The organism is Bifidobacterium callimiconis (assembly GCF_003952005.1).
Classification (GTDB): domain Bacteria; phylum Actinomycetota; class Actinomycetes; order Actinomycetales; family Bifidobacteriaceae; genus Galliscardovia; species Galliscardovia callimiconis.
This window is the reverse complement of sequence record NZ_QXGJ01000004.1, coordinates 150,849-174,889: the sequence shown is the minus strand read 5'-3', so window position 1 is coordinate 174,889 and position 24,041 is coordinate 150,849. Positions and strand designations below refer to the sequence as shown.

At 61.2% G+C, this 24,041-nt stretch carries 15 protein-coding genes; 11 read left to right on the top strand and 4 right to left on the bottom strand.

The window, feature by feature from the left end; genetic code table 11:
- The first annotated feature begins 392 nt into the window (after positions 1-392).
- From nrdF to D2E23_RS05325, 7 genes are all read left to right on the top strand, one after another.
- Entirely contained in the window at positions 393-1,385 is a 993-nt protein-coding gene (gene nrdF, locus D2E23_RS05360; protein ID WP_126029952.1) for a class 1b ribonucleoside-diphosphate reductase subunit beta, read from the top strand.
- 291 nt (positions 1,386-1,676) lie between these two features.
- Positions 1,677-2,759 (top strand): LacI family DNA-binding transcriptional regulator, encoded by a 1,083-nt coding sequence (locus D2E23_RS05355; protein ID WP_126029951.1) that lies wholly within the window; start codon positions 1,677-1,679, stop codon positions 2,757-2,759.
- A gap of 719 nt (positions 2,760-3,478) precedes the next feature.
- On the top strand, positions 3,479-5,110 hold the full coding sequence (locus tag D2E23_RS05350) for a xylulokinase (RefSeq protein ID WP_126029950.1): 1,632 nt from the start codon (positions 3,479-3,481) through the stop codon (positions 5,108-5,110).
- A 52-nt stretch (positions 5,111-5,162) separates the two neighbouring features.
- The gene (locus D2E23_RS05345; protein ID WP_126029949.1) at positions 5,163-5,855 is read left to right on the top strand and encodes an L-ribulose-5-phosphate 4-epimerase; all 693 of its coding nucleotides are present in this window, start codon (positions 5,163-5,165) and stop codon (positions 5,853-5,855) included.
- Positions 5,856-7,694: 1,839 nt separating this feature from the next.
- Entirely contained in the window at positions 7,695-9,068 is a 1,374-nt protein-coding gene (locus tag D2E23_RS05335; protein WP_126029948.1) for a sugar porter family MFS transporter, read from the top strand.
- Between the two features lie 171 nt (positions 9,069-9,239).
- The gene (araA, locus tag D2E23_RS05330; protein WP_126029947.1) at positions 9,240-10,757 is read left to right on the top strand and encodes an L-arabinose isomerase; all 1,518 of its coding nucleotides are present in this window, start codon (positions 9,240-9,242) and stop codon (positions 10,755-10,757) included.
- A 1,031-nt stretch (positions 10,758-11,788) separates the two neighbouring features.
- Positions 11,789-13,585: a VWA domain-containing protein gene (locus tag D2E23_RS05325; protein ID WP_126029946.1), complete on the top strand. Its 1,797-nt coding sequence runs from the start codon at positions 11,789-11,791 to the stop codon at positions 13,583-13,585.
- Between the two features lie 223 nt (positions 13,586-13,808).
- Here the strand turns inward: D2E23_RS05325 and D2E23_RS05320 are convergent, their stop codons facing one another.
- Positions 13,809-15,626: an AMP-dependent synthetase/ligase gene (locus D2E23_RS05320; RefSeq protein ID WP_164520693.1), complete on the bottom strand. Its 1,818-nt coding sequence runs from the start codon at positions 15,624-15,626 to the stop codon at positions 13,809-13,811.
- A gap of 90 nt (positions 15,627-15,716) precedes the next feature.
- On the bottom strand, positions 15,717-16,481 hold the full coding sequence (locus D2E23_RS05315) for a gamma-glutamyl-gamma-aminobutyrate hydrolase family protein (RefSeq protein ID WP_126029944.1): 765 nt from the start codon (positions 16,479-16,481) through the stop codon (positions 15,717-15,719).
- A gap of 86 nt (positions 16,482-16,567) precedes the next feature.
- On the opposite strand from D2E23_RS05315, the gene D2E23_RS05310 reads away from it, so the two are divergent.
- The 4 genes from D2E23_RS05310 (at position 16,568) to D2E23_RS05295 (ending at position 21,588) form a co-directional block, all read left to right on the top strand.
- Complete coding sequence (locus D2E23_RS05310; protein WP_126029943.1) at positions 16,568-17,818, top strand: hypothetical protein; 1,251 nt, start codon at positions 16,568-16,570, stop codon at positions 17,816-17,818.
- Between the two features lie 231 nt (positions 17,819-18,049).
- Positions 18,050-19,432, top strand: coding sequence for an MFS transporter (locus tag D2E23_RS05305; protein WP_126029942.1), 1,383 nt, complete (start codon positions 18,050-18,052; stop codon positions 19,430-19,432).
- Between the two features lie 48 nt (positions 19,433-19,480).
- Positions 19,481-20,521 (top strand): NAD(P)-dependent alcohol dehydrogenase, encoded by a 1,041-nt coding sequence (locus D2E23_RS05300; RefSeq protein ID WP_126029941.1) that lies wholly within the window; start codon positions 19,481-19,483, stop codon positions 20,519-20,521.
- Positions 20,522-20,679: 158 nt separating this feature from the next.
- Positions 20,680-21,588: a helix-turn-helix domain-containing protein gene (locus D2E23_RS05295; protein ID WP_126029940.1), complete on the top strand. Its 909-nt coding sequence runs from the start codon at positions 20,680-20,682 to the stop codon at positions 21,586-21,588.
- Positions 21,589-21,746: 158 nt separating this feature from the next.
- Here D2E23_RS05295 and D2E23_RS05290 read toward each other — a convergent pair whose 3' ends face one another.
- Together D2E23_RS05290 and D2E23_RS05285 are read right to left on the bottom strand one after the other, a co-directional pair.
- On the bottom strand, positions 21,747-22,151 hold the full coding sequence (locus tag D2E23_RS05290) for a VOC family protein (RefSeq protein WP_240541630.1): 405 nt from the start codon (positions 22,149-22,151) through the stop codon (positions 21,747-21,749).
- Between the two features lie 132 nt (positions 22,152-22,283).
- A complete protein-coding gene (locus D2E23_RS05285; RefSeq protein ID WP_126029939.1) occupies positions 22,284-23,684 on the bottom strand; it encodes an MFS transporter in 1,401 nt (466 codons plus the stop codon).
- Positions 23,685-24,041 lie beyond the last annotated feature (357 nt).

Below are 24,041 nucleotides of genomic sequence, written 5' to 3'. Positions count from 1 at the left end.
ACGGGAGCTTGGGGTCCTTCGGTCCGGGAGTCACGGGAGCTTGGGATCCTTCGGTTTGGGGGTTGCGGGAGCTTGAGGTCCTTCGGCCGGGAGTTGGGAGCTGGGCTTGAGGGCCTTCGGCCGGGGGGATGGGGGAGTGGGGCTTGGGATTTCGGGAGAAAGTCGGAATCCGGAGTGCTCCCTCCTTGGGAGGGAGCTGGCGCGCGGCAGCGCGACTGAGGGAGGGATCCGCTCGCACTCGTCGAAGTCACGCCTTGTTCGTTGTCCAATCAGTCACACATCACACAAAGGAGTTCACATGTCACCCATGATCTACCGGGCGATCCTGCGCATCACTGCGCCCGAGGAATTCGCCGACCGTACCGTTTCCACAGACACCAAGGAGGACTGACATGGCGCCGATCTCCGTGCCACGCAAACCGCTCAAACTCATCGACCGTGTCAGCGCGATCAACTGGAACCGACTCGAAGACGACAAAGACCTCGAGGTATGGGACCGACTCACCGGCAACTTCTGGCTGCCCGAAAAAGTCCCTGTCTCCAACGACATCCCCAGCTGGCAGTCCATGAGCGACGAGGAACACACGCTCACCATGCGCGTATTCACCGGCCTGACGCTGCTCGACACCATCCAAGGCACCGTGGGCGCCGTCTCCCTCATCCCCGACGCGCTCACCCCGCACGAGGAAGCCGTGTACACCAACATCGCGTTCATGGAATCCGTACACGCCAAGTCCTACTCCAGCATCTTCTCCACACTCTGCTCGAGCGAACAGATCGACGCCGCGTTCGCATGGAGCGAGAACAACGAGTACCTGCAAAAGAAAGCGCAGATCGTGCTCGACTACTACGAAGGCGACAGCCCCCTCAAGCGCAAGGTGGCCTCCACCCTGCTCGAATCATTCCTCTTCTACTCCGGCTTCTACCTGCCGATGTACTTCTCCAGTCACGCCAAACTCACCAACACCGCCGACGTGATCCGCCTCATCATCCGCGACGAAGCCGTGCACGGCTACTACATCGGCTACAAATACCAGCGCGGACTCGAACGCGTGAGTGAAGCCAAACGCGAGGAACTGCGCGAATACACGTACGAACTGCTCAACGAGCTGTACGACAACGAAGTGGGCTACACCGAATCCCTGTACGCCGGCGTCGGACTCGTCGACGACGTGGAAAAATTCCTGCGCTACAACGGCAACAAGGCACTCATGAACCTCGGCTATCCGGCGCTGTTCCCCGCCGAGGCGTGCGACGTGAACCCGGCGATCATCGCATCGCTCTCGCCCAACGCCGACGAAAACCACGACTTCTTCTCCGGCTCCGGCTCGTCATACGTGATGGGCAAGGCCGAGGACACCGACGACGAGGACTGGGACTTCTGAGCGAGGTTTTCTCAGACACAGCCTCCGAATGAGGCCACGGGCATTGGCCGCGCGCCGCGGGAAACACCACCACGCGGCGCGCGGGGGCATAGGGTGCATAAGAGGCGGCATGGCGGGCCGATAACACGGAACGGGCAGACGTCAGGTACTATGTTGAAAAGGCTGTGAACGCTCACTGTTCACGTGTATTCGCATGGTGTCCCATATAGACCGACCATTCTGGGTGCTTCGTGCTTGTGCGCCGAAGCAGCCATTGACTGTTTGCTGTCGTGATAGTGAGGTGTTGTAAGCATGGCAGGAAAGCGCGTTTCCATCTTTGAGGTCGCCAAGGCGGCCGGAGTGTCCCATCAGACGGTGTCCCGTGTGATCAATCATTCCCCGAACGTGTCTCCCGCCACCCGAGCCAAGGTCCAGGCGGCCATCGATCGTATGGGGTACCGGCCGTCCAGCGCCGCACGAGCGCTCGCCACGCAGCGTACCAAGACCATCGCGCTGATCGCCGGCGGCGTCAGCTACTTCGGACCGCTCGCCACCATCTCCTCCATCGAAGGCATGGCCCGCAAGCACGACCTGTACGTGTCCATCTCCATCCTCAACGACCACGAGTACACGCAGGAGGCCTTCGAACAGGTGGCCAACGCGTGCCTCGAACAGGGCGTGGAAGCGTTCGTGTTCGTGGCCCCCACCGAGCCCATGGTGCAGGCCGCACTCGGCGCCCGCATCAAGGTGCCGCGCGTGCTGCTCACCTCGTCGCACGGCGGAACTGACATCGAATCCGTGATCGCCAAGGACCCCAACATCGCATGCCTCGGCATCGACCAGTGGGGTGCCATGCGCACCATCGCCAAGCACCTGGCCTCCCTCGGGCATACCGGCGCGCTGTACCTCGCCGGCCCGGGAGACTGGCGAGATGCCGCAACCCGACGCGCCGCATGGGAGCATGAATCCGCGGCCGCCGGCATCAAATCCGACGTGATCGAAGTGGGCAGCTGGTCCGGCGAGGACGCCTACCAGCGCATGGGCGCATACCTCGACGCGCTCGCCGATCCCAAGGCCGACATGCCCACCGCCATCGTGGCCGCCAACGACATGCAGGCGCTCGGTGTGCGCCGCGCGCTCTACGACCGTGGCTTCTACGTGCCGCGCGACGTGAGCCTGGTGGGCTTCGACGACATGCCCGGCGTGGACAACGCCATCCCTCCGCTGACCACCATCTCCCCGGACTTCTCGAACCTGGGCGTGGCCGCCATGAGCACCGTGTTCTCGCTGATGGGTGGTGGTGATCCCGTGGAGCTGCCGCTGCGCCATGGCGTCGGTGTGATCGGGGCGCCGCTGGTGGTGCGTGAATCCACCGCGGCTCCCGCAGCTCGCTGAGCGAATTCCTCGTAGCTCATACGGTTCCGGAACATACGGATTGTACGGAACATACGGATTGTAGGATTCCGGGGTGCAATGGTGGCCGGTGCGCGCAATGCGTGCCGGCCTTTGTCGTCATTGCCGCACGTCGCCGTCATGCGTGTTCGGGGCTCCTTGTCAGCGGTCTTGGGGCCTGGTGTGTTGGAGCCCGGTGTGTTCCGGTGGGAATTTCCGGGACTTTCGAGGGTGAATGTTCGTTTTCCGGGATGGAAGTGGGGGAGTCTTCTCGGGTGGCGTCGCACAACTCGAAGATACCGAAAAGCGAGCGGCCATTTTTCAACGTTCTGATTTCGGTATCTTCGATTTGTGAACCGCTTGGCATCGAGACCAGGGCGTCGATGCGACATCTTCTCCCAAAAGCGCTCGGAAACCGGACGTGAACCGCACATTGGGCGCTGAACCGCGGCGTGGGCTCCTCGCTAGGGTCCTCGTCGGGGCTTTGCGACGCCCCTGCGGAACACGGGAAAAAATCTCCTAAATTTCCTCTCGCTCAGCTTGCGTGGCGGGTAGGCGTCGCGCTACACTGAAACCAGTTATGTGAGCGTTCACATGCAGAGGGCCACATACCCAGGGCCACGGACCCGTTCGGACCCTGCGCAGCTTTACGGCGCAACGACGGCGTTGGTAACCATCGACGGCGTGAACCGTCACCAAGATCGACCATAAGGAGTACACGAATGAGCGATGTATCCGAGACCGACATCTCCACGATCGTAGAAAAGATTCGGGCCGGCAAGACCTCGCTGGGCATCGAGTTCGGTTCCACCCGCATCAAGGCGGTGCTGATCGACGACAACTACAAGACCATTGCCTCCGGCGACTACCAGTGGGCCAGCCACCTCGAGGACGGCCTGTGGAGCTACTCCCAGGAGGAGATCTGGAAGGGCCTGCAGAGCGCGTATGGCGCCATGGCATGGGATGTGAACCAGGCCTACGGCGTGAAGCTCACTCGCATCGGTCACATCGGCTTCTCCGCCATGATGCACGGCTACCTCGCCTTCGACAAGAATGGCGAGTTGCTCGTGCCGTTCCGCACCTGGCAGAACACCAACACCCACGAGGCTCACCTCAAGCTCTCCGATCTGTTCCAGTACAACATCCCGGAGCGCTGGAGCATCGCTCACCTGTACCAGGCCGTGCTCAACAAGGAAGAGCACGTAGGCAAGGTCGCCTACTTCACCACCCTCGCCGGCTACGTGCACTGGAAGCTCACCGGCAAGAAGGTCATCGGCGTGGGCGATGCGTCCGGCATGTTCCCCATCGATCCGAAGACCCACACCTGGGAGAAGGACCTGCTCGCCAAGTTCTCCGCCCTGCCTGAGGTCGCCGCTCAGCCCTGGAAGATCGAGGACCTGCTGCCCGAACCGCTCGTCGCCGGTACCCCGGCCGGTGAGCTGACCCCCGAAGGCGCCAAGCTGCTCGACCCGTCCGGCGATCTGCAGCCGGGCATCGTGCTCGCCCCGCCGGAAGGCGACGCCGGCACCGGCATGGTCGCCACCAACTCCGTGCGCGTGCGCACCGGTAACGTCTCCGCCGGTACCTCCATCTTCGCCATGGTCGTGCTCGAGAAGAAGCTCGCCCGCCTGCACCCCGAAGTCGACCTCGTCACCACCCCGGCCGGCGACCTTGCTGGCATGAGCCACGCCAACAACTTCACCTCCGACCTCAACGCCTGGGTTGGCCTGTTCGGCGAGTTCGCCAAGGCCATCGACCAGCCCGTCAACACCGGCGCCCTCTACGGCACCCTGTTCCGTCTGGCCATCAGCGACCAGGCCGACTCCAACGCCGGCGGTCTGCTCAACTACCCGTTCCGCTCCGGCGAGTTCCTGGCCGGCCTCGAAGAGGGCCGTCCGCTGTTCGCCCGCAGCCCCGAGGCCCACATGAACCTCGCCAACTTCATGCGCGCCCAGCTGTTCAGCGCCTTCAGCCCCGTCAAGATCGGCATGGACGTCATGACCAAGGATGAGGAAGTCAAGATCGACTCCCTCGTGGGCCACGGCGGTATCTTCACCACCCCGAAGGTGGCCCAGAAGATCCTCGCCGCCGCGTTCAACACCCCGATCAAGGTCATGTCCACCGCCGCCGAAGGTGGCGCCTGGGGTATGGCCGTGCTCGCCGACTACCTGTGGCACACTCCGTGGCCGCTGGCCGACTACCTTGACCAGCGCGTCTTCAAGGACGCCCAGTCCACCACCGAGACCCCGGATCCGAAGGATGTGGAAGGCTTCGAGAACTTCTTCGCCCGCTTCCAGGCCGGTCTCGCCATCGAGAAGAGCGCCGTGCGCAACATCGATCTCGAAAGCAAGTAATAGCAAGCAAAAGCAACTGATTTTTTGAAATTAATCGAAAGGAATGTGAGAGATGGCTACTTTGGCTGATTACGGTCCCGAGGTTCGTGCCGAGGTCAAGCAGGTGCGTGAGGTGGTGTCCAACCTGCACCAGCAGCTGATCAAGTGGAACCTGGTCGTGTGGACGGCCGGCAACGTGTCGCAGCGTCTGCACACCGCCGATCTGTTCGTGATCAAGCCGTCGGGCGTGCGCTACGAGAACCTGACCCCGAACTCGATGGTCGTGGTGGATCTGGACGGCAACGTGGTCGACGGCACTGAGGCTCCCAGCTCGGATACTGCCTCCCACGCGTACATCTACCGCAATATGCCGGACGTGTACGGCGTGGTGCACACGCACTCCACGTACGCGACCGCGTGGGCTGCCACGGGCCAGAACATCCCGTGCGGCCTGACGATGATGGGCGACGAGTTCGGCGGCCCGGTGCCGGTGGGCCCGTTCCGTCTGATCGGCTCCGAGGCCATCGGCAAGGGCGTCGTCGAGACGCTGAAGAAGTACCCGAAGTCCCCGGCCGTGCTGATGCAGAACCATGGTCCGTTCACGATCGGCAAGGACGCTGAGGGCGCGGTCAAGGCCGCGGCCATGACCGAGGAGGTGGCACACACCATGTGGGCCGCCAAGCAGCTCGGCGAGATCATCGAGATCGACCAGGCCGACATCGACAAGCTCAACGACCGCTACCAGAACGTCTACGGCCAGCACTGATGTGATGGAGCGTCGTCGGCGTTGCTCCTCGGTCGGCGTGCCTTCGTACGCCTTCCCTCGGTGCGCCTTGACGACGCACGCATCGCACCGGCGTCAGGTCGGCGAATCAATGCCGCACATGGTATCCGGGTGCGACGGGCCCCGGTGATCGGGGTTCCGCGTGACTGAATGAATGGGGTGTGGATCCTCCCTTGGGAGGGTTCGCACCCCATTCGCGTATTACCGCCGGTTCCGGCGTAGCCGGGCTTCCCCTCGAGGGGAAGCTGACGGCCGAAGGCCGACTGATGAGGTGATACCACCTTCCATCGCGACCACCGGCGGACTCCCCGTGTTGCGGATGCCGTCGGACCGCCGCGATCTCTCGTATCCCGAGCCGAGAGGGTCGTGGCCGCCCTCCCTCTGTCACGGCGATGCCGTGACATCCCCCTCCCCGGGAGGGGGAACCAAGGGGTCTATCCACGAGTTGTGCATCCTTCGACGGCCCATGTACGCCGCTATCACCCGATATGGAGGTCCTCGCCGGGATGCGCGATCCTTTCCAGCGCTCCTATTCCAAGAGTTTTTCCCGGAAAACTATCCCGATATCGAGCATATTCCACCGGTCTGCTGCGCGGCTACCGAGCAAAGGACCTCCGAATCGATGGATGGCATTCCGCAAAGAGTCATAAAGACCTCCAAAACGGAGATAGCCTCATCCAGATGACGATATCGCCGAGGATATCGTCTGGTCCGGCGACGCGTGTGCCCCTCCGAGATGAATGATGGGCCACGAGAATCCGTAGCCTCGCATGATTTGCCGCCGGCAACGCATCGATGTCCACTGCCGTAATCCGAGAGAAGGAGATCCGGCTATGGGTGTCCCGTTCCGTCATCGCCCTAGGTTCCGTCAGCATTGCACGGAGCGATCCAGCCGAACTTTTGGGGAATTCAGGGAATTTGAGGTACGAGCTCGAGAGGAATGAGGAATATATAGAGGAATAGACGCCCATGATCTGAAGCCATCGCGCCAGGGGACAGGTCGCAGACGATCCAGTCGGCGCGGCGGAGGCTGGATGTAGTCCACTGCGCCGGGGGAGGAGCAGGTCGGCGGCATCTTCGTTCGCCACGACGCTCAGCAGCATAAGCCACCGCGCTGTGGGACAGGTCCCTCGATCCAGCAGCAGCAATGCAGCAGTGCAGTAATGTGGCAATGCTGCGATGCAGTAATGCAGCGATGCGGCAATGCGGCGATGCAGTAGTGCAGTAGTGCAGTAGTGCAGTAGTGCGGCAATGCAGCGATGTGGCGATGTGGCAGTGCAGTAGTGCAGTAATGCGGCAATGTGGCAATGCAGCGGTGCAGCAATACAGAGAGCCGGCTCTTCTCACACGTCCATTCTCCCTATATTCACGCCATGCAATGCGTTCGCGATATTCGCTCGTGTCCTCCGCGCACTCGCAATGTGCGACACGCCCGAAGTTATGGCCCGCTATCGATCTTTCTTATTTGTAATTAGTTTCATCGCTTACTCACTAATGAGCATAAAAACACAAGATGTTACATTTATGTGAGATTGAAACCGCTATTTCGATAAAAAATGTTCGTTTGAGGTTGATTTATGTGAGCGCTCTCAGGTTTTTGGAAAATTGTGGAAAACGCATGGTAAACCACGGATGTGAACGATGCGCATTTCGCTTGACATGTTTTTTTGTGAGCGGTAACATTTCAATCAGCTACCGAGACAGAACGAACTTGGGCGAACATGTTCGTTCCTGATCGATTGGCCGACGGAGTCCTCTGGTTCGTTGGTGTCCCGTGCAGGACGTCCGTCACAAGGGTGAAACAAAAATCAAGGAAGAACAATGTCTCAGACTTCTCAGAGCGCTGTTAAGCAGGGCTCGATGAAATATGTGGTCATTCTGGCGGTCAGCGCCGGTCTGGCTGGTCTGCTTTACGGCTACGATACCGTGAGCATCTCGGGTGCCATTGTGTACCTGTCCGCGCTGTGGAAGCTTCCCGCAGCTTTGGAAGGCCTCATCATTTCCTCCATCATGATCGGTGGCGTGATCGGTGTGGGCGTCTCCGGCTTCATCTCCGATCGCATCGGTCGTCGTCCGGTGCTGATGATCGGTGCCGCGGCCTTCTTCGTGGCTGCTCTGTGGTCCGCCATGGTGAACGATCCGACCTCCATGATCATCGCTCGTATCCTCGGTGGTCTGGGTATCGGCCTTGCCTCCTCGCTGTCCATCACGTACATCACCGAGTGCGCTCCGGCCAAGTACCGTGGCACCCTGTCCTCGATGTACCAGCTGCTCACCATTCTTGGTATCTTCCTGACCAACCTCATCAACTTCTGGATCGCCGGCATGGGCGGCATCCACTCCGACTTCGCCGATCACGCCTGGCGTTGGATGCTGGGCATCGGTGCCCTCCCGGCCCTGATCCTCTTCATCGCTCTGGCCGTGTCTCCTGAGTCCCCGCGCTTCCTGCTGCAGTCCGGCAACCAGGAGAAGGGCTTCGCCGTGCTCGAGCGCATCGGTGGTACCGTGAACGCTCAGCAGGAAGTCAAGGAGATCAACGCCTCCATCGCCGAGAACGCCAAGGGCAAGCTGTCCGATCTGTTCCACGCCCCGCTGGCTCACGCCATGGTCATCGGCATCTTCCTGGCCATCTTCAACCAGGCCGTTGGTCAGAACGCCATCTCCTACTACGCTCCGACCATCTTCAAGCCGATCTTCAAGGGCGATACCGCTTCCTTCCTGTGCTCCACGTTGATCGGTCTGGTCGAGTTGATCTTCACCTTCGTTGGCATGTACCTCATCGACAAGCTCGGTCGTAAGCCGCTGATGCTCGCCGGTTCTCTCGGCATGTGCGTCTTCTACTTCCTCATGGGTCTGTCCATGCTGCTCAACTGGTCCGGTGTCCTCACGCTGATCTTCGCCTGCCTGGTCATCGCGTCCTTCGCCTTCTCGATGGGCCCGGTCACCTGGGTTATGATTTCCGAGCTCTTCCCGACCTACCTGCGTGGCCGCGCTTCCGGTCTGTGCACCGTGTTCCTGTGGGGCGCCAACTTCCTGGTCGCCCAGTTCACCCCGGTCATGTTCAGCGCCTGGGGCGGCGGCACCTTCATCTTCTGGGCTGCCATGGATCTCATTGCCTTCCTCGGCGTGAAGTTCCTGGTGCCTGAGACCAAGGGCAAGACCCTTGAGGAGATCCAGTCCTTCTGGACCAAGTGATCTCTTCGAGATAGTCGAGATAACTCAATATGATCGCGGATTCGGACGGGCGACACGATTGCCCGTCCGGCCCGCAACTGCTACACTGATCAGTAGCGATATGTGAGCGTTCACATACCCCTTCAAAAACGTAACTCCAACCAAAAAGCACACAGCACAAAGGAGTCAATTATGGTTATGGAGAACCCCTTCGAGGGCAAGGAAATCTGGTTCGGCGTCGGTTCGCAGGACCTCTACGGTGAGGAAGCCCTTCGTCAGGTGGCCATCCACTCCGGCGAAATGGTCGACTACCTGAACAAGACCGGCAAGATCCCGGCCAAGATCGTCCTCAAGCCCACCCTGAAGTCCTCCGACGGCGTGAAGGAATTCATGGTCGAGGCCTCCGCCAACCCGAACGTCATCGGTGTGATCACCTGGTGCCACACCTTCTCCCCGGCCAAGATGTGGATCCGTGGCCTCGAAGTGCTGACCAAGCCGCTGCTGCAGCTGGCCACCCAGCACCACAAGGAGATCCCGTGGGAGACCATCGACATGGACTTCATGAACCTGAACCAGGCCGCCCACGGCGACCGTGAGTTCGGTTACATCGTCTCCCGCCTCGGCATTCCGCGCAAGATCGTCGTCGGCCACTACACCGACCCCGAGGTCGCCGAGAAGGTCGGCACCTGGGCTCGCGCCTGCGCCGGCTGGGACGCCTCCAACAACATGAAGGTCATGCGCTGGGGCGACAACATGCGTAACGTCGCCGTCACCGAAGGCGACAAGACCGAAGCCGAGCGCGTGTTCGGCGCTTCCATCAACACCTGGGCCGTCAACGAGCTCGTCGCCGCCTACGACGCCGTCAAGGACGATCAGGTCAAGGAGATCATCGAAGACTACAAGGCCAAGTACGACGTGGATCCGGCCCTGCTGGACGCCAAGTACGACTCCCTGTTCATCGCGGCCAAGGAAGAGGCCGCCATGGTCAACATGATGCGCGAGAACGGCTGCACCGCCGGTGTCGACAACTTCGAGGACCTCGGCGCTCTCCCGCAGCTGCCCGGCGTTGGCCCGCAGCGCTTCCCGTCCGAGTACGGCTGGGGCTTCTCCGCCGAAGGCGATTGGAAGACCTCCGTCCTCGTCCGCATCGGTGCCGTCATGGGCTACGGCCTTGAGGGTGGCGCCTCCCTGATGGAGGACTACTCCTACAACTTCACCGAGGGCAACGAGCTCGACATGGGCTCCCACATGCTCGAGGTCTCCCCGGCCATCGGCACCATCGCCAAGCCGAAGCTCGAGATCCACCCGCTCGGTATCGGCGGCAAGGCCGACCCGGTCCGCCTGGTCTTCTCCGGCGCCCCCAAGAAGGATGCCGTCGTCGTCTCCATGGCCGACGAGCGCGAACGCTTCCGCCTGCTCATGGACGTCGTCGACGTCGTCGAGCCGCAGGGCTCCCTCAAGGCCCTGCCTTGCGCCCGCGCCGTCTGGAAGCCGCAGCCGTCCCTGAAGACCGCCGTCCAGTGCTGGATCACCGCCGGCGGCTCCCACCACACCTGCATGACCACCTCCGTCGGTCGTGAGGCTTGGGAGGACTTCGCCCGCATCGCCGGCGTCGAACTCGCCGTCATCGACGACAAGACCACCACGCGCCAGTTCGAGAAGGAGCTGGAGCTGTCCGAGATGTACCACCGTCTCAACAACCGCCACTGATAAAAATTCAATAACGGAGCGTTATCGTCGCATCGGCGAGTTCGACGTACTGTTGTACGCCTTCGCTCTCCGTTGCGGCGATACCGCACTCGTTATTGAATTTTTATCGGCTGTGATGTGTAATCGGCGTCTTTCATCGCACCGATGCCACACGCATCACCGCAATATTGTGAAAATTCAATAACGGAGCGTTATCGTCGCATCGGCGAGTTCGACGTACTGTTGTACGCCTTCGCTCTCCGTTGCGGCGATACCGCACTCGTTATTGAATTTTTATCGGCTGTGATGTGTAATCGGCGTCTTTCGTGCAGATTACGCATCATTCCGATCGCCGTCGGACGATTACGTTCGGTGGATACAACTTAATATCGATGGCAGTGGTCGGGCGGGACTCCTTTGTCGTCCAGCTGATGCCATCAAGAACTCGACGATCATGTGCGATCGGTATCTCCGTCAGGAGGCATGATCCGTCCGAAGTTCCTGCGCAAGCAGTAGTCTATTCTCTTTCTTTTCTTCTCTCCTTCCTTCCCGAGAGGGCCGCTTCCAACACGGAAACGGCCCTCTTTTTCATTTCTTCCCTACATCTTCGTCCGCGTCGCTCCATATAGGCCTTAGTGTGAGTTCACACTAAGACTCGCTCCCTCAAAAACGTTGAAATTCCAACACCCATACTTTTTAGTGTGATCACACTAAGGGGAGTGGGGGATTGCTATATGGGCAGATTTCGTATTGTGGGATGCGTGGCGGGCTGATCCGCCAGTCGACGATGATCCGGTAATCGATCACTAGGCAAACAATTCGTGATAGTTCGGTGAAACAGGGTGCAGTACGGGGATAGTAGAATCCTTGTATTTGCAATGTTTTTGATGAAATTTAGTGGGTATTCCGTTACGGTTCGGGGTGTGTTGCGGGGGCTTCAGACATAACGGACGTTTGGTTAGCGTGACCTCTTGAACTATCCCTGTGAATCCGTCGGAATATCCGATAACGAATTCCGGGGACTCAATCGGAGAATCTAGGGAGCATACATCATGACAGTCCTGAACAGGACCGGGTTGCGTGCAGCCGCCAAGGCGGCAATCGCCGCCGTCGTTTCGGTCGCTACGTTCGGCACACTTGCCGTGGCCGGTGCCGGAACCGCCGTGGCCGACGACAATCTCAGTCTGCCGCAGCCGGAAAGCTCGAAGAACGTCACCCGCAACGATGACGGCACCTACACGATGACGTTCGGCGTCACCGGCAAGACCGCGCAGAGCAGCATCACCAAGACCGCGCCGACCGACATCGTGCTCGTCGTCGACAAGTCCAACAGTATGAAGGGCGATCGTTTCACCACCGCCAAGAACGCCGCCACCGGTCTGGCAAAGAAGCTGCTCACCGCCGACAACGCCAAGTCCGGCGTGGTGCGCATGTCCGTCGTGACGTTCGACACCTACGCCCAGGCCGCATCGGATTGGACCACCAGCGCCAGCGCGGTGAGCGGTGCAATCGGCAGCCAGCCGGGTTACTGGGACAACACTCGCGGTGGCACCAACTGGGATGACGCCATCGAAAAGGCCAACGCCAAGCCCACCGGTCGAGATTCCACCAAGTACATCGTGTTCCTGTCCGATGGTCTGCCCACCTACCGCAACGGCGGTCGGAACGGCATCTCCGGCAACGGTCAGGACGACCGCAACGGCCAGAACTATGCCGCCGCCCTCGCCGAAGCCAACAAGCGCGGCAATGCCGTGCTGTACTCCGTGAGCGCCGCCGGCGAGGCCAACGCGAACATGAAGAAGCTCGCCGAGGAAACCACGCCGCAGGGCACCTACTTCGACGGCAGCAACACCGCCAAGCTCAACGCCGCCTTCGACAGCATCTACGACAAGATCACCTCCACCGCCGCCTACAGCAATGTCGTGGTCAGCGACAAACTGTCCGACTACGTGACCTTCGCCGAGACCAATGCGGATGGTACGCCTGTCTTCACCGCCACCAAGGGCGGCAAGGCATGGGCGGACGCTCCCCAGCCCAAGGTCGCGGCCGACGGCAAGACCATCACCTGGAACCTCGGTTCTGCCGAGCTTGACACCGTGGAATACCAGCTGTCCGTAAAGCTCAAGCCCACGCAGGGCGCCTACGATCAGGCCGCGAAGAACGGCAAGGAATCCACCTTGCCATCCAATGATGCCGCCACCGTGAACTACGACGTCGTCACCAAGGTCAACGGTCAGGCAGGCAAGCCCCAGCACGGCACTCCGGTCACGCTGAAGCCCGGCACCATCACCGTGCCCGTGTCCCAGGTGACCATCACCAAGGTCTGGGTCGGCAAGGACCCGTCCTCCGACAGCATCACCGTGAAGCTGCTCAAGGACGGCAAGGACTATCAGGACGTCGAACTCACCAAGGCCGACAACTGGACCAAGACCGTGATCGTGCCCGCCGGCACCGACTCCTACACGTGGAGCGTGGCCGAACCCACCGTGGATGCCGGCTACACCGCCGCCATCGCCGGCGACAACAACAAGAAGTTCGCCGCCGGGACCGCCGACAACGCCAAGATCACCGTCACCAACACCTACAAAGCCAAGCCGGTGAAGCCCGATGACGGCAACAAGTCAGAGACCAAGCCTTCCGAACCCGCCAAGCCTTCCGCTCCGTCCACTACGGAGCAGAAGACTCAGAAGACCCAGACCCCGGCCAAGCAGCAGGCCAAGAAGACCCAGTCCGAGCAGCTGAGCCGCACCGGCGCCGCGATCACCGGCGTGGCGATCGCAGGACTGGTCGTCCTCGCAGCCGGTGGTGCGCTGCTCGTCGCACGTCGCCGTGAGATCAACTCCATCTGATCGTTGATCGCCGGTCTCCGACGTCAGTGATGCCGGAAAACACTTGGCAATCAGTGACGTCGCAACGAACACAAGTAGGCCCTCCCGCACTGGTTATGTGGGAGGGCCTACTTGTGTTCTGCGGGTTCTGTGGCCGTTTCTATTGCCGTGATATCCGCGACCGTCCAAGAAAACCAATCACACCGCCTGATACAGACGATCGACGTGCTACCGCCAACACGCCTTACCGCTTGCCGGCGTAGACCTCGTTATCGATCACGTCGGCGAACACGGTATTCACCTTCGGACGCACCACCTTGAGCGACGGCGTCAGGCAGCCATTGTCCTGCGTGAAACGGTCCGGCAGCACCACGAACTTGCGCACCGACTCGGCACGCGACACCTGCGAGTTCGCCTTGTCCACGAACACCTGGATCTCGTCGCGCACCGTCTGATTCTCGGCGGCGTCGTCCAACGACATGTCGGCGGACAGGCCATGCGCGGGCAGCCACACGGCCAAGCCCTCCGGGTCGAGGGTGATCAGCGCGGCGATGAACGGGCGTCCGTCGCCGATCACCACGGCATGTTCGACGATCGGGCATTCGTTGATCGTCGCCTCCATGGGAATGGGGGAGACGTTCTTGCCGCCGGCCGTGATGATGATGTCCTTCGCACGTCCGGTGATCGTCAGCGTGCCGTCGTCGTCAAGCGAACCGAGGTCACCGGTACGCAGCCAACCGTCGTCGGTGAACGTCTCGGCCGTCTTTTCGGGAAGATTATGATAGCCACGGAACACGTTCGCGCCCTTGACCTGCACCTCACCGTCGTCGGAAATACGCACCGACGCGCCAGGCGCGCAACGACCGACCGTGCCGATGCGATTGTCATCCACGCGGGTGACGGTGAACGGCGCCGCGGTCTCGGTCATACCGTAGCCCTGGATCATCGGCAGACCGATGCCGGCGAAGAAGTGCGCCAGATCGGGGTTCAGCGGCGCGCCGCCGCATGCCACGTACTTGATGTTCGGTCCGAGAGCGCCACGAACCGTACGGTACACCGCCGACTCATACATCGCATGTTCGGAGATCTGACGCAGCGTGTGACGACGACCCTCCTGCTGCGTGCGCGACCAGTCGCGTGCGGCTTCTGCGGCCTTCATGAACAGCCGACCCTTCATGCCCATGCCGGCCTTGCGGGATGCCGCGTTGTACACCTTCTCGAACACGCGCGGCACGCCCAGCAGATACGTGGGTTTGAAGCTACGCAGATCGGGCAGCAGCGAGCGCGTGTCCGGCAGGTAGCCGACCACGCCGTCGTCGGATCCGATAGAACAGTACTGGATGTAGCGGGCGAAGCAGTGGGCGAGCGGCAGGAACAGCAGCAGTCGCGGATGCCCGTCGCAGATCATTTCCTTCATGCACACGAATCCGGCGCGCACGATGCTCAGGAAGTTTCGGTGCGTGAGTTCGGCGCCCTTCGGAGCGCCCGTGGAACCGGACGTGTACACGATCGTGGCGAGATCGTCGGCCCCCACCGAGTCGATGCGGTCGTCGAGTTCGTCGTCGCTGACGGTGACGCCCAGACCTTCGAGCGCGCCCAGCGCGTTCGCATCGAGCATGAGGATATGGTCCAGCTTCGGGCATTCATCCACCACCGACTGCAGGCGGTCGAATCGTTCCTGATCGTCGGCGATGGCGATCCGCACATCGGAGTCGTTGAGAATGCGCTTGGCCTGGGCTGCGGAATCGGTGTCGTAGATCGGCACATTCACCGCGCCGATGGCGGCCAGTGCGAAGTCGAGCACGCCCCACTCGTAGCGGGTGGAGGAGAACAGGGTCACCGCGTCGCCCTTGCGGATGCCGAACGCCATGAATCCCTTGGCGCAGGCGCGCACCAGACGGTGGAATTCGCCGGCGGTGATGTCCTGCCATGCGCCCGGACCGGTCTTGCGGCTGGCGATCACCGTGTCCTCGCCCGTACGTTCGATGCGTTCGGTGAGCAGCGAGTAGAGGGTTTCGTCGTCCCTGACCTCGATCGTTCCCGGTTCCGTGTATTCCTTCATCGATCCTCGATCCGTTCCGTAACAGTCAAATTCAGTCAAATCCTCTTCCATGCTACGTTCCGGACATGGTTTTGGCATTGTCCTATGGCATCAACTTCCACGCACAACCTTGTGCAAGGCTACAAAGCCCGTCCGGTAGTCAAGACATGCGGCCGCGAACGCACCGGCCAGACGTCTGCTCGGTTCGGCGTTCGGCGTCTGCTCGGGATGCCACTGCACAGCCATGAAGAAATCGCGGTCGGGACGATACGCGGACTCGATCACGCCGTCCGGCGCGCTTGCCTGCACTTCCACGCCGTCGCCGAGACGATGCACCGCCTGATGATGCACACTGTTGACCGGCATCGCGTCGCAGTCGATCGTGTCACAGTCGAGAATCCGACGCAGGGGAGTGCCCGGCAGGATCCGCACGTCGTGTGACGGCTCGCTGAACGGATTCCTCTGCCAATGGTCCAGCGCGTTCGGCAGGTCATCCGCGATCTGCTGGTACAGATTACCGCCGGCCAGCACGCACATCATCTGCAATCCGCGGCACACACCCAGATACGGCATATGCCGGTCGTAGGCGGAACGCAGCAGAAACGCCTCAGCATGGTCGCGCAACGGCACCGGCTCATCCATGCCGGGCAGTGTCCTGCCACCGTAGAGCACCGGATCGATGTCGTTGCCGCCGGGAATCAGCAGACCGTCCGCACGGTCGAGCATGTCCATCAGATAGTCGTCGTCCTCGGACGGATCCACGGTCAGCACGTTCGCTCCCGCGAATTCCAGCAGCCGCAGATACCCGGGGTCGATGTCGAACGCTCCCGGCACGGTCTCCGAATACTGCATCATCAACGCCACCACGGGCTTCATCGATGCCGCCTTTCCTGTCTCCCGACGCCGCGCTCGCGGCGATACACTGAATGCTAATTGCGATTATATGAGCGGAGGTTCCGACGATGACCGATTCCTTTTCCGGTGCCGACATGCTGTTGAAGGAACTTGCCGGCTCCGAATTTCCAGTATCCGACGATATCATCGAACGACTGCGCGGCATCTACGATCATCTTGTCGGCATTTCGCCGGACGATCCCGATTTTGAACGATATCTGCGGGAGGACGTGATTGAGCATGAGATGTTCGACCGCGCCGACGCCATCGATATCAGCGATTCCGTACTCGACGTCAGCGCCCGCCACAAGAACGATCCGGCGTTGCTGCCGGCGTTCTTCATCGCCTTCGAATGGTTCCACCGCTGCGAATTCGACGCCGAACGACGGCAACGATACTGGGAACGGTTCGTTCCGCTGCTGAATGTCTGCCTCGGCGGATTCTCCCTGTACCAGTACGCGCTGTCCATGTTCTACCTGTACGGCGGCGACGAACGGCGTGCGGAAGCGGCCGCGCGCAAGGCGTTGGACATCGCTCCCGACCATATCGGATTCCTGAACACCTACACCGAACAGATCCTCGACCGTGTGGAACGCGAACTCATCTCCACGGGACGACAGATGCCGGAGGACAACGACGAAGAGTCCCTCAACGAATTGCTGACGATGTTCGACAAGCGTCCGCGTGAAGGGTGGCATCCGATCTTCCACGTGAGCTACGGGCGTATCCTTGCCTGTCTCGGCCGGTATTCCGAGGCGCAGAGCGAATATTCCCGTGCGGTCGATCTGGAGAATTCCCGATACAACACGTGGATCGAATCCGGTGGCAACACCATCAAGGCCAGCACGTACGTGACCGAGATGAACGAGATCTTCGACGCGCGCAACACGTGCAACATGCTGTCGAACATGCGCTCGCTGTCGTCGGTCATCGACGACGCCCAGTCCGCGCAGAGGGACCGTGCCCGTGAACTCGATGACAAGATGGACGAACTCGGTCGGCGGTTCGACAACGAGCGCATCGACATGCTCGAATTCATCGGCTTCTTCGCCGGCATCATCTCGTTCGTCATCGCGTCGATCCAGTTGGGCGACGGGCTTGAGTTCCCCACTCGTGCCCTCATGGTGCTACTGCTCATGGGATCGTTGCTGGTGGCGTTCGGCTCCTTCTCCGCACTGCTGGAAAGCGGGCGGGCCGTCGATCCGCGCGAACCGAAACGCGGACACCTGTTCGGCATTCGCGCCGGCCTGGTGACGGTGATCGCCCTCGGACTGGTCGTTATCGTCGTGGCGTTGCTCCTGTATCTGGTCATACGGTAGGGTTTGCGATTCACTCTTTTTGGGATGGGCGAAAAGAGTGAACGGGGGAAAGGGGAGGTGGCGTTATCTGAGGCGATGATCGCCCTGACGTAACGTCGTCGATTACGCTGCAAAAAAGTATCAATTCTTTACCGTATTCAGCCATAAAACCGGGGTTTTTCGGAACGAAACTTGTATTAACGCTTCAAAGACGGGCGGATGACAACGAAGTTCCACGGTAAGGAGACGAGCATGGCGCAGGGGCTGATGCGAAGGCTGTTGCCAGGATTCCTGGCGATCGGCGTATTCATGACGGGTGATGGATTCGAACTGACGTTCCTTTCGAAATATGTGGTCGATCAGGGATTCAGCCCAGCCCAGGCATCGATGCTGTTCACCATGTACGGACTGGTGGCGGCGTTAGCCGGATGGGCGTCGGGCGTGCTGGCCGAACTGTTCGGCGCCAAGCGCATCATGCTCATCGGTGCCGTTTCGTGGATCGGACTGCATCTGGTGTTCATCGGCGTGGCACTGCCCAGCCACATGTATCCGCTGATGCTGCTGGTGTATGCGCTGCGAGGCATGGGCTATCCGCTGTTCATCTACTCGTTCGTGGTGCTGCTGGCGCAGACCGTGGATCCCGGCAAGCTTGCTTCGGCGATGGGCTGGTTCTGGACGGCGTACTCGTTCGGCATCGGCGTATTCGGCGCCTACTTGCCGGCGTTCATTACCCCGGTGATCGGCGAATACTATTCGCTGTGGGTTTCGCTGCCGTTCTCGCTCGCCGGTATGCTCATCTGCCTGTTCTTCGTGCCGAAGACCTCCAATGCGAACCTCGACGCCATGAGCACGTCCGACAAGCTGCGCGAGCTCTCCCACGGCGTGACCATCCTCGGACAGAACCGTCAGATTGCGCTCGCCGCGGTGCTGCGCGTGATTTGCAACCTCACGCTGTACGGATTCCCCGTCATCATGCCGCTGTACCTCGCCACGCACAACAACGGCGGCGGTGCATGGTTCAGGGTCACCGAATGGTCCACTATCTGGGGACTACTGTTCGTCGTCACCGTGTTCGGCAACGTGTTCTGGGGACTCATGGGCGACCGCTTCGGATGGATGCGACAGATGCGCTGGTGGGGCTGCTGGCTTTCCGCAGCCGGCACGCTCGCCATGTACTACGCCCCGCAGTTCTTCGGCCACAACCTGCCGGTCATGTACGCGTGCGCCGTGGTGCTCGGCCTGGGCATCTCCGCATTCGTGCCGATGGGCGCCGTGTTCCCCGCCCTGGAACCCGAGCACAAGGGCGCGGCGGTTTCGGCCCACAACCTCGCCTCCGGACTGACCACGTTCTGCGGACCGTTCATCGCCACGATCCTGCTGGAAACCGTCGGATTCGCCGGCGTGTGCTGGGCGTACGCAATCTGCTACCTCGGCGGTTCGCTCATCTCCGTGTGGATTCGGCCGAAGCAGCCCGGATTCGACGAGAAGGGACATCGCATCCCCGGAGCCAAGACCCTGGGCGACGCACTCGTCGAAGAGCAAGAGCGGTCCGAACAAGGCCAGACGACGCATCGAGACGCCGTCTCCGCGGCCAATCCCTCCACAGTATCCTTGGTCGTCCCCACGGCGGCCTGATCACCAACAAACCAACAAACCAACAAACCACAACAAAGGAGTATCACCATGAAGGCAGTAGTTCTCGAGAAGCAGGGCGTCATCAACGTGCGCGAGGTGCCGGACGTCCAGGCCCCCGGCCCCGGCGAGCTGCGCATCGCACCCCACACCGTAGGCGTCTGCGGCTCCGACCTGCACTACTACACTCACGGACGCGTCGGCAAGTACGTGGTCGAACAGCCGATGATCCTTGGCCACGAAGCAGCCGGCACCGTGCTCGAGGTCGGCCCCGGCGTCACCGACTTCAAGCCCGGCGACCGCGTGGCCCTCGAACCCGGCATCCCCGACATGTCCTCCCGCGCCAGCCGCCTCGGCATGTACAACGTCGACCCCGCCGTCCGCTTCTTCGCCACCCCGCCGATCGACGGCTGCCTGTGCGAAGAGGTCATCCACCCGGCCGCCTTCACCTACCACCTGCCCGACAACATGAGCTTCGGCGAAGGCGCCCTGCTCGAACCCACCGCCGTGGGCATGTGGGCCGCCACCAAGGCCCGCATCAAGCCCGGCGACGTGTGCGTCGTCACCGGCTCCGGCACCGTGGGAATGCTCACCGCCTCCGCAGCGCTCGCTGGCGGCGCATCCAAGGTGATCATTTCCGACGTTTCCGCCGTCAAGCTCGGCATCATCGGCCAGATTCCCGGCATCATCCCCGTCGACCTCACCAAGGAGGACCTCGTCGAGCGAGTCCGCGAGGAAACCGCCGGCTGGGGCGCCGACGTGGCGTTCGAATGCTCCGGCGCACCGAAGGCGTTCGAGACCTTCTGGAAGCTCATCGCCCCCGGCGGCTGCGCGGTACTCGTCGGCATCCCCGTCAACCCGGTGTCCATCGACATCACCGAACTGCAGGCCACCGAAGTGCGCATCGAAAACGTCTTCCGCTACGCCAACGTGTATCAGAAGGCCATCGACTTGGTCGCCAGCGGCAAGCTCAACCTCAAGCCGTTCATCACCGACACGTTCGCAATGAAGGACGCCAAGGCCGCCTTCGACCGCATGGACGAGGGCCGCCCCGGCGACATCAAGCTGCAGATCACCGTCGACCGCGACTGACGGCATCTCGCGACGCCATTCCGCTCCCGCTTCGGCACTATGCCGGGCGGGAGCTCGTCTATTATGGCGCATATACGACGATTTCCGTTCGGCACCATGACCACCCGGCACCATGACCATCCATCCGTCGTGCCGGCTTCGGACCAAAGGAGGTCTGGATGAGCGCACGTCCGGCAGACAGCCCCCGCAACGCCCATCATCCCGGCTCGGGCTCCCTCGAAGTCATTGTGCCCGAAGACGATGCCGCAATTCGCTGGTCCTGCCACGGATACCCGAATTCACTCGCCAAATGGCATTACCATCCGCAAATCGAAATCCATCTCATACGCGAAGGCAGCGGCCAGTTCATGGCCGGTGACGGACTCACGCCGTTCGAGCCCGGTCATGTGGCGATGGTCGGACCGAACCTGCCCCACAACTGGCTGTCCGACACCATCCCCGGCGAACGACTGCCGAATCGCGACGTGCTATGCCACGTACGGCCGCAGACCATACGCCGGCTGTTCTCCATCTTTCCCGAAACTGCGGGACTGGAACGGGTATTGCGGCGCTCGCAGCAGGCCATCGTGCTTTCCGGCGAGGCGGCGGCCGCTGCCGGTGAACTGCTTGTCTCCATGGGAGAGCATATTCCGGCGAGAAGGGTCGCCGACCTGATCTCCCTGCTGTCGATATTCGATCAGGCGTCGGCCGAGGAATCCCGTACCGTGGTCACGCCGGACTATAATCCCGACACCGCCGTTGGTGCGGAGACTGCCATCAATTCGGCGATCGCCTACATTTCGTCGAATCTTGACGACGCCAGTCTGGAACAGGCGGCCCGTGCCGCATCGATGAGTACGTCGACGTTCTCCCGGTTCTTCAAAACCGTGGCCGGCATCGGATTTTCCGATTTCGTCTGCCGTCTGCGGATCGGACGTGCCTGCCGTCTCCTGACCACCACGACCATGCCCATCGCCCGGATTCAACGGCTGAGCGGATACGCCAATGCCTCCAACTTCAACCGTCGCTTTCTCGCCGAAACCGGCATGACGCCCTCCCGCTACCGCAAGACGCACTCAGGGCGGTAGCCGGTCGTATAAAGAGATATGTGATTCACTCTTTCGAGGGTGCCGAAAAAGAGTGAATCGGAACCCAAAAATGGCACGGAGCATGATCGATGACGATTCATACTCCGTGCCATTATTCTTGGCCATTATTCAGCACGGCAACATGCCGGCTGCCGATTTCACACGATCTGGCAGAATTCGATGGTTTCGTTGTTCGGTCCGTAGACGTTGAAGAAGCGGATGCCGTTATCCCAGAACGAGGGGATGGACTGAATTTCCGTGTCCTTGAACCGTAGACCGAGCTTCTTGGCGTTGGCGAACGCGGCCTCGATGTCCGGGGTATCGAACGCCCAGTGGTTGATGGCGCCGGTTTCCATCGGGGCCGGGTCGCCTTCCCAGGTTTCGATGGTCAGGTGGCCGTAGCGCAGGAACGCGCAGCGGTTCTCGCCGTTGTGGAACAGACCGGCCAACTCGAAGCCGAGCTTTTCGGTGTAGAACTTGATGGTCTCATCCAGATCCTTGGCGGGCATGCCGGAGTGCTGGAAGTCGGTGGTGAATGCGGTCATTGGCTTGGAATCGGTCATGACGATGCTCCTTCGCATTGGATTGATATTGGTTGATATCAGCGTATTGGTCCGCGGCCGGCGATGTGTCGTCGCAAAGCCGCGGAGATTATCGAATAGTGGTACTTTTTTGCGCTTTGTCCCGGGATGAGATCAGGCCTGAGCGGCGGCGGTCATGGGCTTGACGGCGGGGGAGTTGGCCACGAGGGCGATGTCCTGCTTCGCCTCGGCCTCCTGTTCCTCCTGCTCCTGTTCCTCCATGAGCGCGTCGCCCAGAGTCTTGGCGCCGGGGATGCGATGGCCCTTGTCGTCGAAGCCGGGCTGCTTCGGATGCAGGGTGAGGGTGAGCAGGAACGCCACCACGTACAGTGCGGCGTACGTCCAGCAGATGCCTTCGATGCCGATGGTCGGCAGCAGCAGCGTGGCGATGCCGGGGCCGACGAACGTGGTGAGGCCGGCGGCCAGATTGTAGGCGGAGAGCGCTGCGCCCTGCTTGTCGGGAGCCTCAAGCGTCATGATGGTCGGCAGGCAGGAGAACGCGCAGGTGCCGATGCCCACCACGATCGAGGCGATGATCATCATCAGCGTGTTCGGTCCGAACCAGCGCGGCATGTAGTAGAAGAGCACGGAGCCCACGGCGAGCACGCCGCAGCCGAACCAGCGCATCGGCCAGACCCAGCCGAAGCGGTCCATGAACCAGCCCCAGAAGGTGTTGAAGATCAGCGTGACGACGAACACGAAGCCCCAGATGCGCATCCATTCCTCGGTCTTGAAGATGTTGATGCCGCCGTACTTCGTGGTGCACAGATACAGCGGCATGATGACCGGGAATCCGTACAGAAGCAGGTTGTTGATGATGCGGATGATGGCGCAGATGGCGATCTTGCGGTTGGTGAACAGGATGGTGGCGCCGTCGGTGAGCTCCTTGAGCTGCTCCTTGCGGCTCAGACCCTCGCCCTTGGTCACCTTGTTCTTCGGTACGCAGAAGAAGCACATGATCGTGCCGACGATCGAGAACGGCAAGGCGAACCAGAAGGTCTTGTACTCGCCGAAGTGCGGCATGATGAAGCTCGGCAGATAGGCGCCGAATACGCCGATGCCCAGCGAGAAGCAGGTCCAGAAGAAGCCGGTGGCGCTTGCCAGGCGGGCGGGGGTGATGTACTGGGCCATGAGCACCACGAAGCTGTAGATGAACAGCGGGTAGCCGATGCCTCGCACCGCGTACACGGCGAGGATGAATGGATAGATGCCGCTGGGCAAGGCGATGCCCAGGAAGACCAGATGCACGCCGATCCACCAGCAGGCGCCGAACATCATGACGCGACGGGCGCCGAACATCTCGGCGAGCACACCGGCGGTCCAGCCGCCGAGTGCTGCGAACAGACCGTAGACGGTGACCAGACCGGACGCCTGCGAGGCGGTGAAGCCCTGATCGACCATGTACTTCGACAGGAAGGTGAGTTCAAAGCCGTCGCCGGTCATGAAGATGGCCACGGCAAGGAATCCCAGCAGCAGTGTGCGCGGGATGCCGAATTTCTCAATCATCTTAAGCATGATGTCTCTCTTACGTGTTCCGCCTCGTTGCGGGATGGTGCTTACAAATCGTTTCGATGATAGTGCAGTATGGGAGGGTTGACCCCCTCAGTCAGCCATTCGGCTGACAGCTCCCCCTAAAAGGGGGAGCCAGAATAAGCTTCAAAGACCTTCTAGGTGAAACCCGAAAGGCGCTGGCGAAGCCAGCCGCCGTTGCCCTTGAGGCCAAGTATTCGCTCAACCTGAGCGGAGGGGAAGGGCATGCATTTCGCGAGCGTAAGCTAACGGCTGGCTTGTCCAGCCGCGGGGCCGAACGGCCTTGAGTGTCTCGCGAAACGCATGCCCTTCCCCTCCGCGACCAAGGGACGAGCCCGAACC

Bases quoted from the DNA above. Each gene is read 5' to 3' on its own strand.
- D2E23_RS05320 (WP_164520693.1), bottom strand. From the start codon at position 15,626: ATGAAGGAATACACGGAACCGGGAACGATCGAGGTCAGGGACGACGAA.
- D2E23_RS05315 (WP_126029944.1), bottom strand. From the start codon at position 16,481: ATGAAGCCCGTGGTGGCGTTGATGATGCAGTATTCGGAGACCGTGCCG.
- D2E23_RS05305 (WP_126029942.1), top strand. From the start codon at position 18,050: ATGGCGCAGGGGCTGATGCGAAGGCTGTTGCCAGGATTCCTGGCGATC.
- D2E23_RS05300 (WP_126029941.1), top strand. From the start codon at position 19,481: ATGAAGGCAGTAGTTCTCGAGAAGCAGGGCGTCATCAACGTGCGCGAG.
- D2E23_RS05345 (WP_126029949.1), top strand. From the start codon at position 5,163: ATGGCTACTTTGGCTGATTACGGTCCCGAGGTTCGTGCCGAGGTCAAG.
- nrdF (WP_126029952.1), top strand. From the start codon at position 393: ATGGCGCCGATCTCCGTGCCACGCAAACCGCTCAAACTCATCGACCGT.
- D2E23_RS05350 (WP_126029950.1), top strand. From the start codon at position 3,479: ATGAGCGATGTATCCGAGACCGACATCTCCACGATCGTAGAAAAGATT.
- D2E23_RS05295 (WP_126029940.1), top strand. From the start codon at position 20,680: ATGAGCGCACGTCCGGCAGACAGCCCCCGCAACGCCCATCATCCCGGC.
- D2E23_RS05355 (WP_126029951.1), top strand. From the start codon at position 1,677: ATGGCAGGAAAGCGCGTTTCCATCTTTGAGGTCGCCAAGGCGGCCGGA.
- araA (WP_126029947.1), top strand. From the start codon at position 9,240: ATGGTTATGGAGAACCCCTTCGAGGGCAAGGAAATCTGGTTCGGCGTC.
- D2E23_RS05335 (WP_126029948.1), top strand. From the start codon at position 7,695: ATGTCTCAGACTTCTCAGAGCGCTGTTAAGCAGGGCTCGATGAAATAT.
- D2E23_RS05310 (WP_126029943.1), top strand. From the start codon at position 16,568: ATGACCGATTCCTTTTCCGGTGCCGACATGCTGTTGAAGGAACTTGCC.
- D2E23_RS05285 (WP_126029939.1), bottom strand. From the start codon at position 23,684: ATGCTTAAGATGATTGAGAAATTCGGCATCCCGCGCACACTGCTGCTG.
- D2E23_RS05325 (WP_126029946.1), top strand. From the start codon at position 11,789: ATGACAGTCCTGAACAGGACCGGGTTGCGTGCAGCCGCCAAGGCGGCA.
- D2E23_RS05290 (WP_240541630.1), bottom strand. From the start codon at position 22,151: ATGACCGATTCCAAGCCAATGACCGCATTCACCACCGACTTCCAGCAC.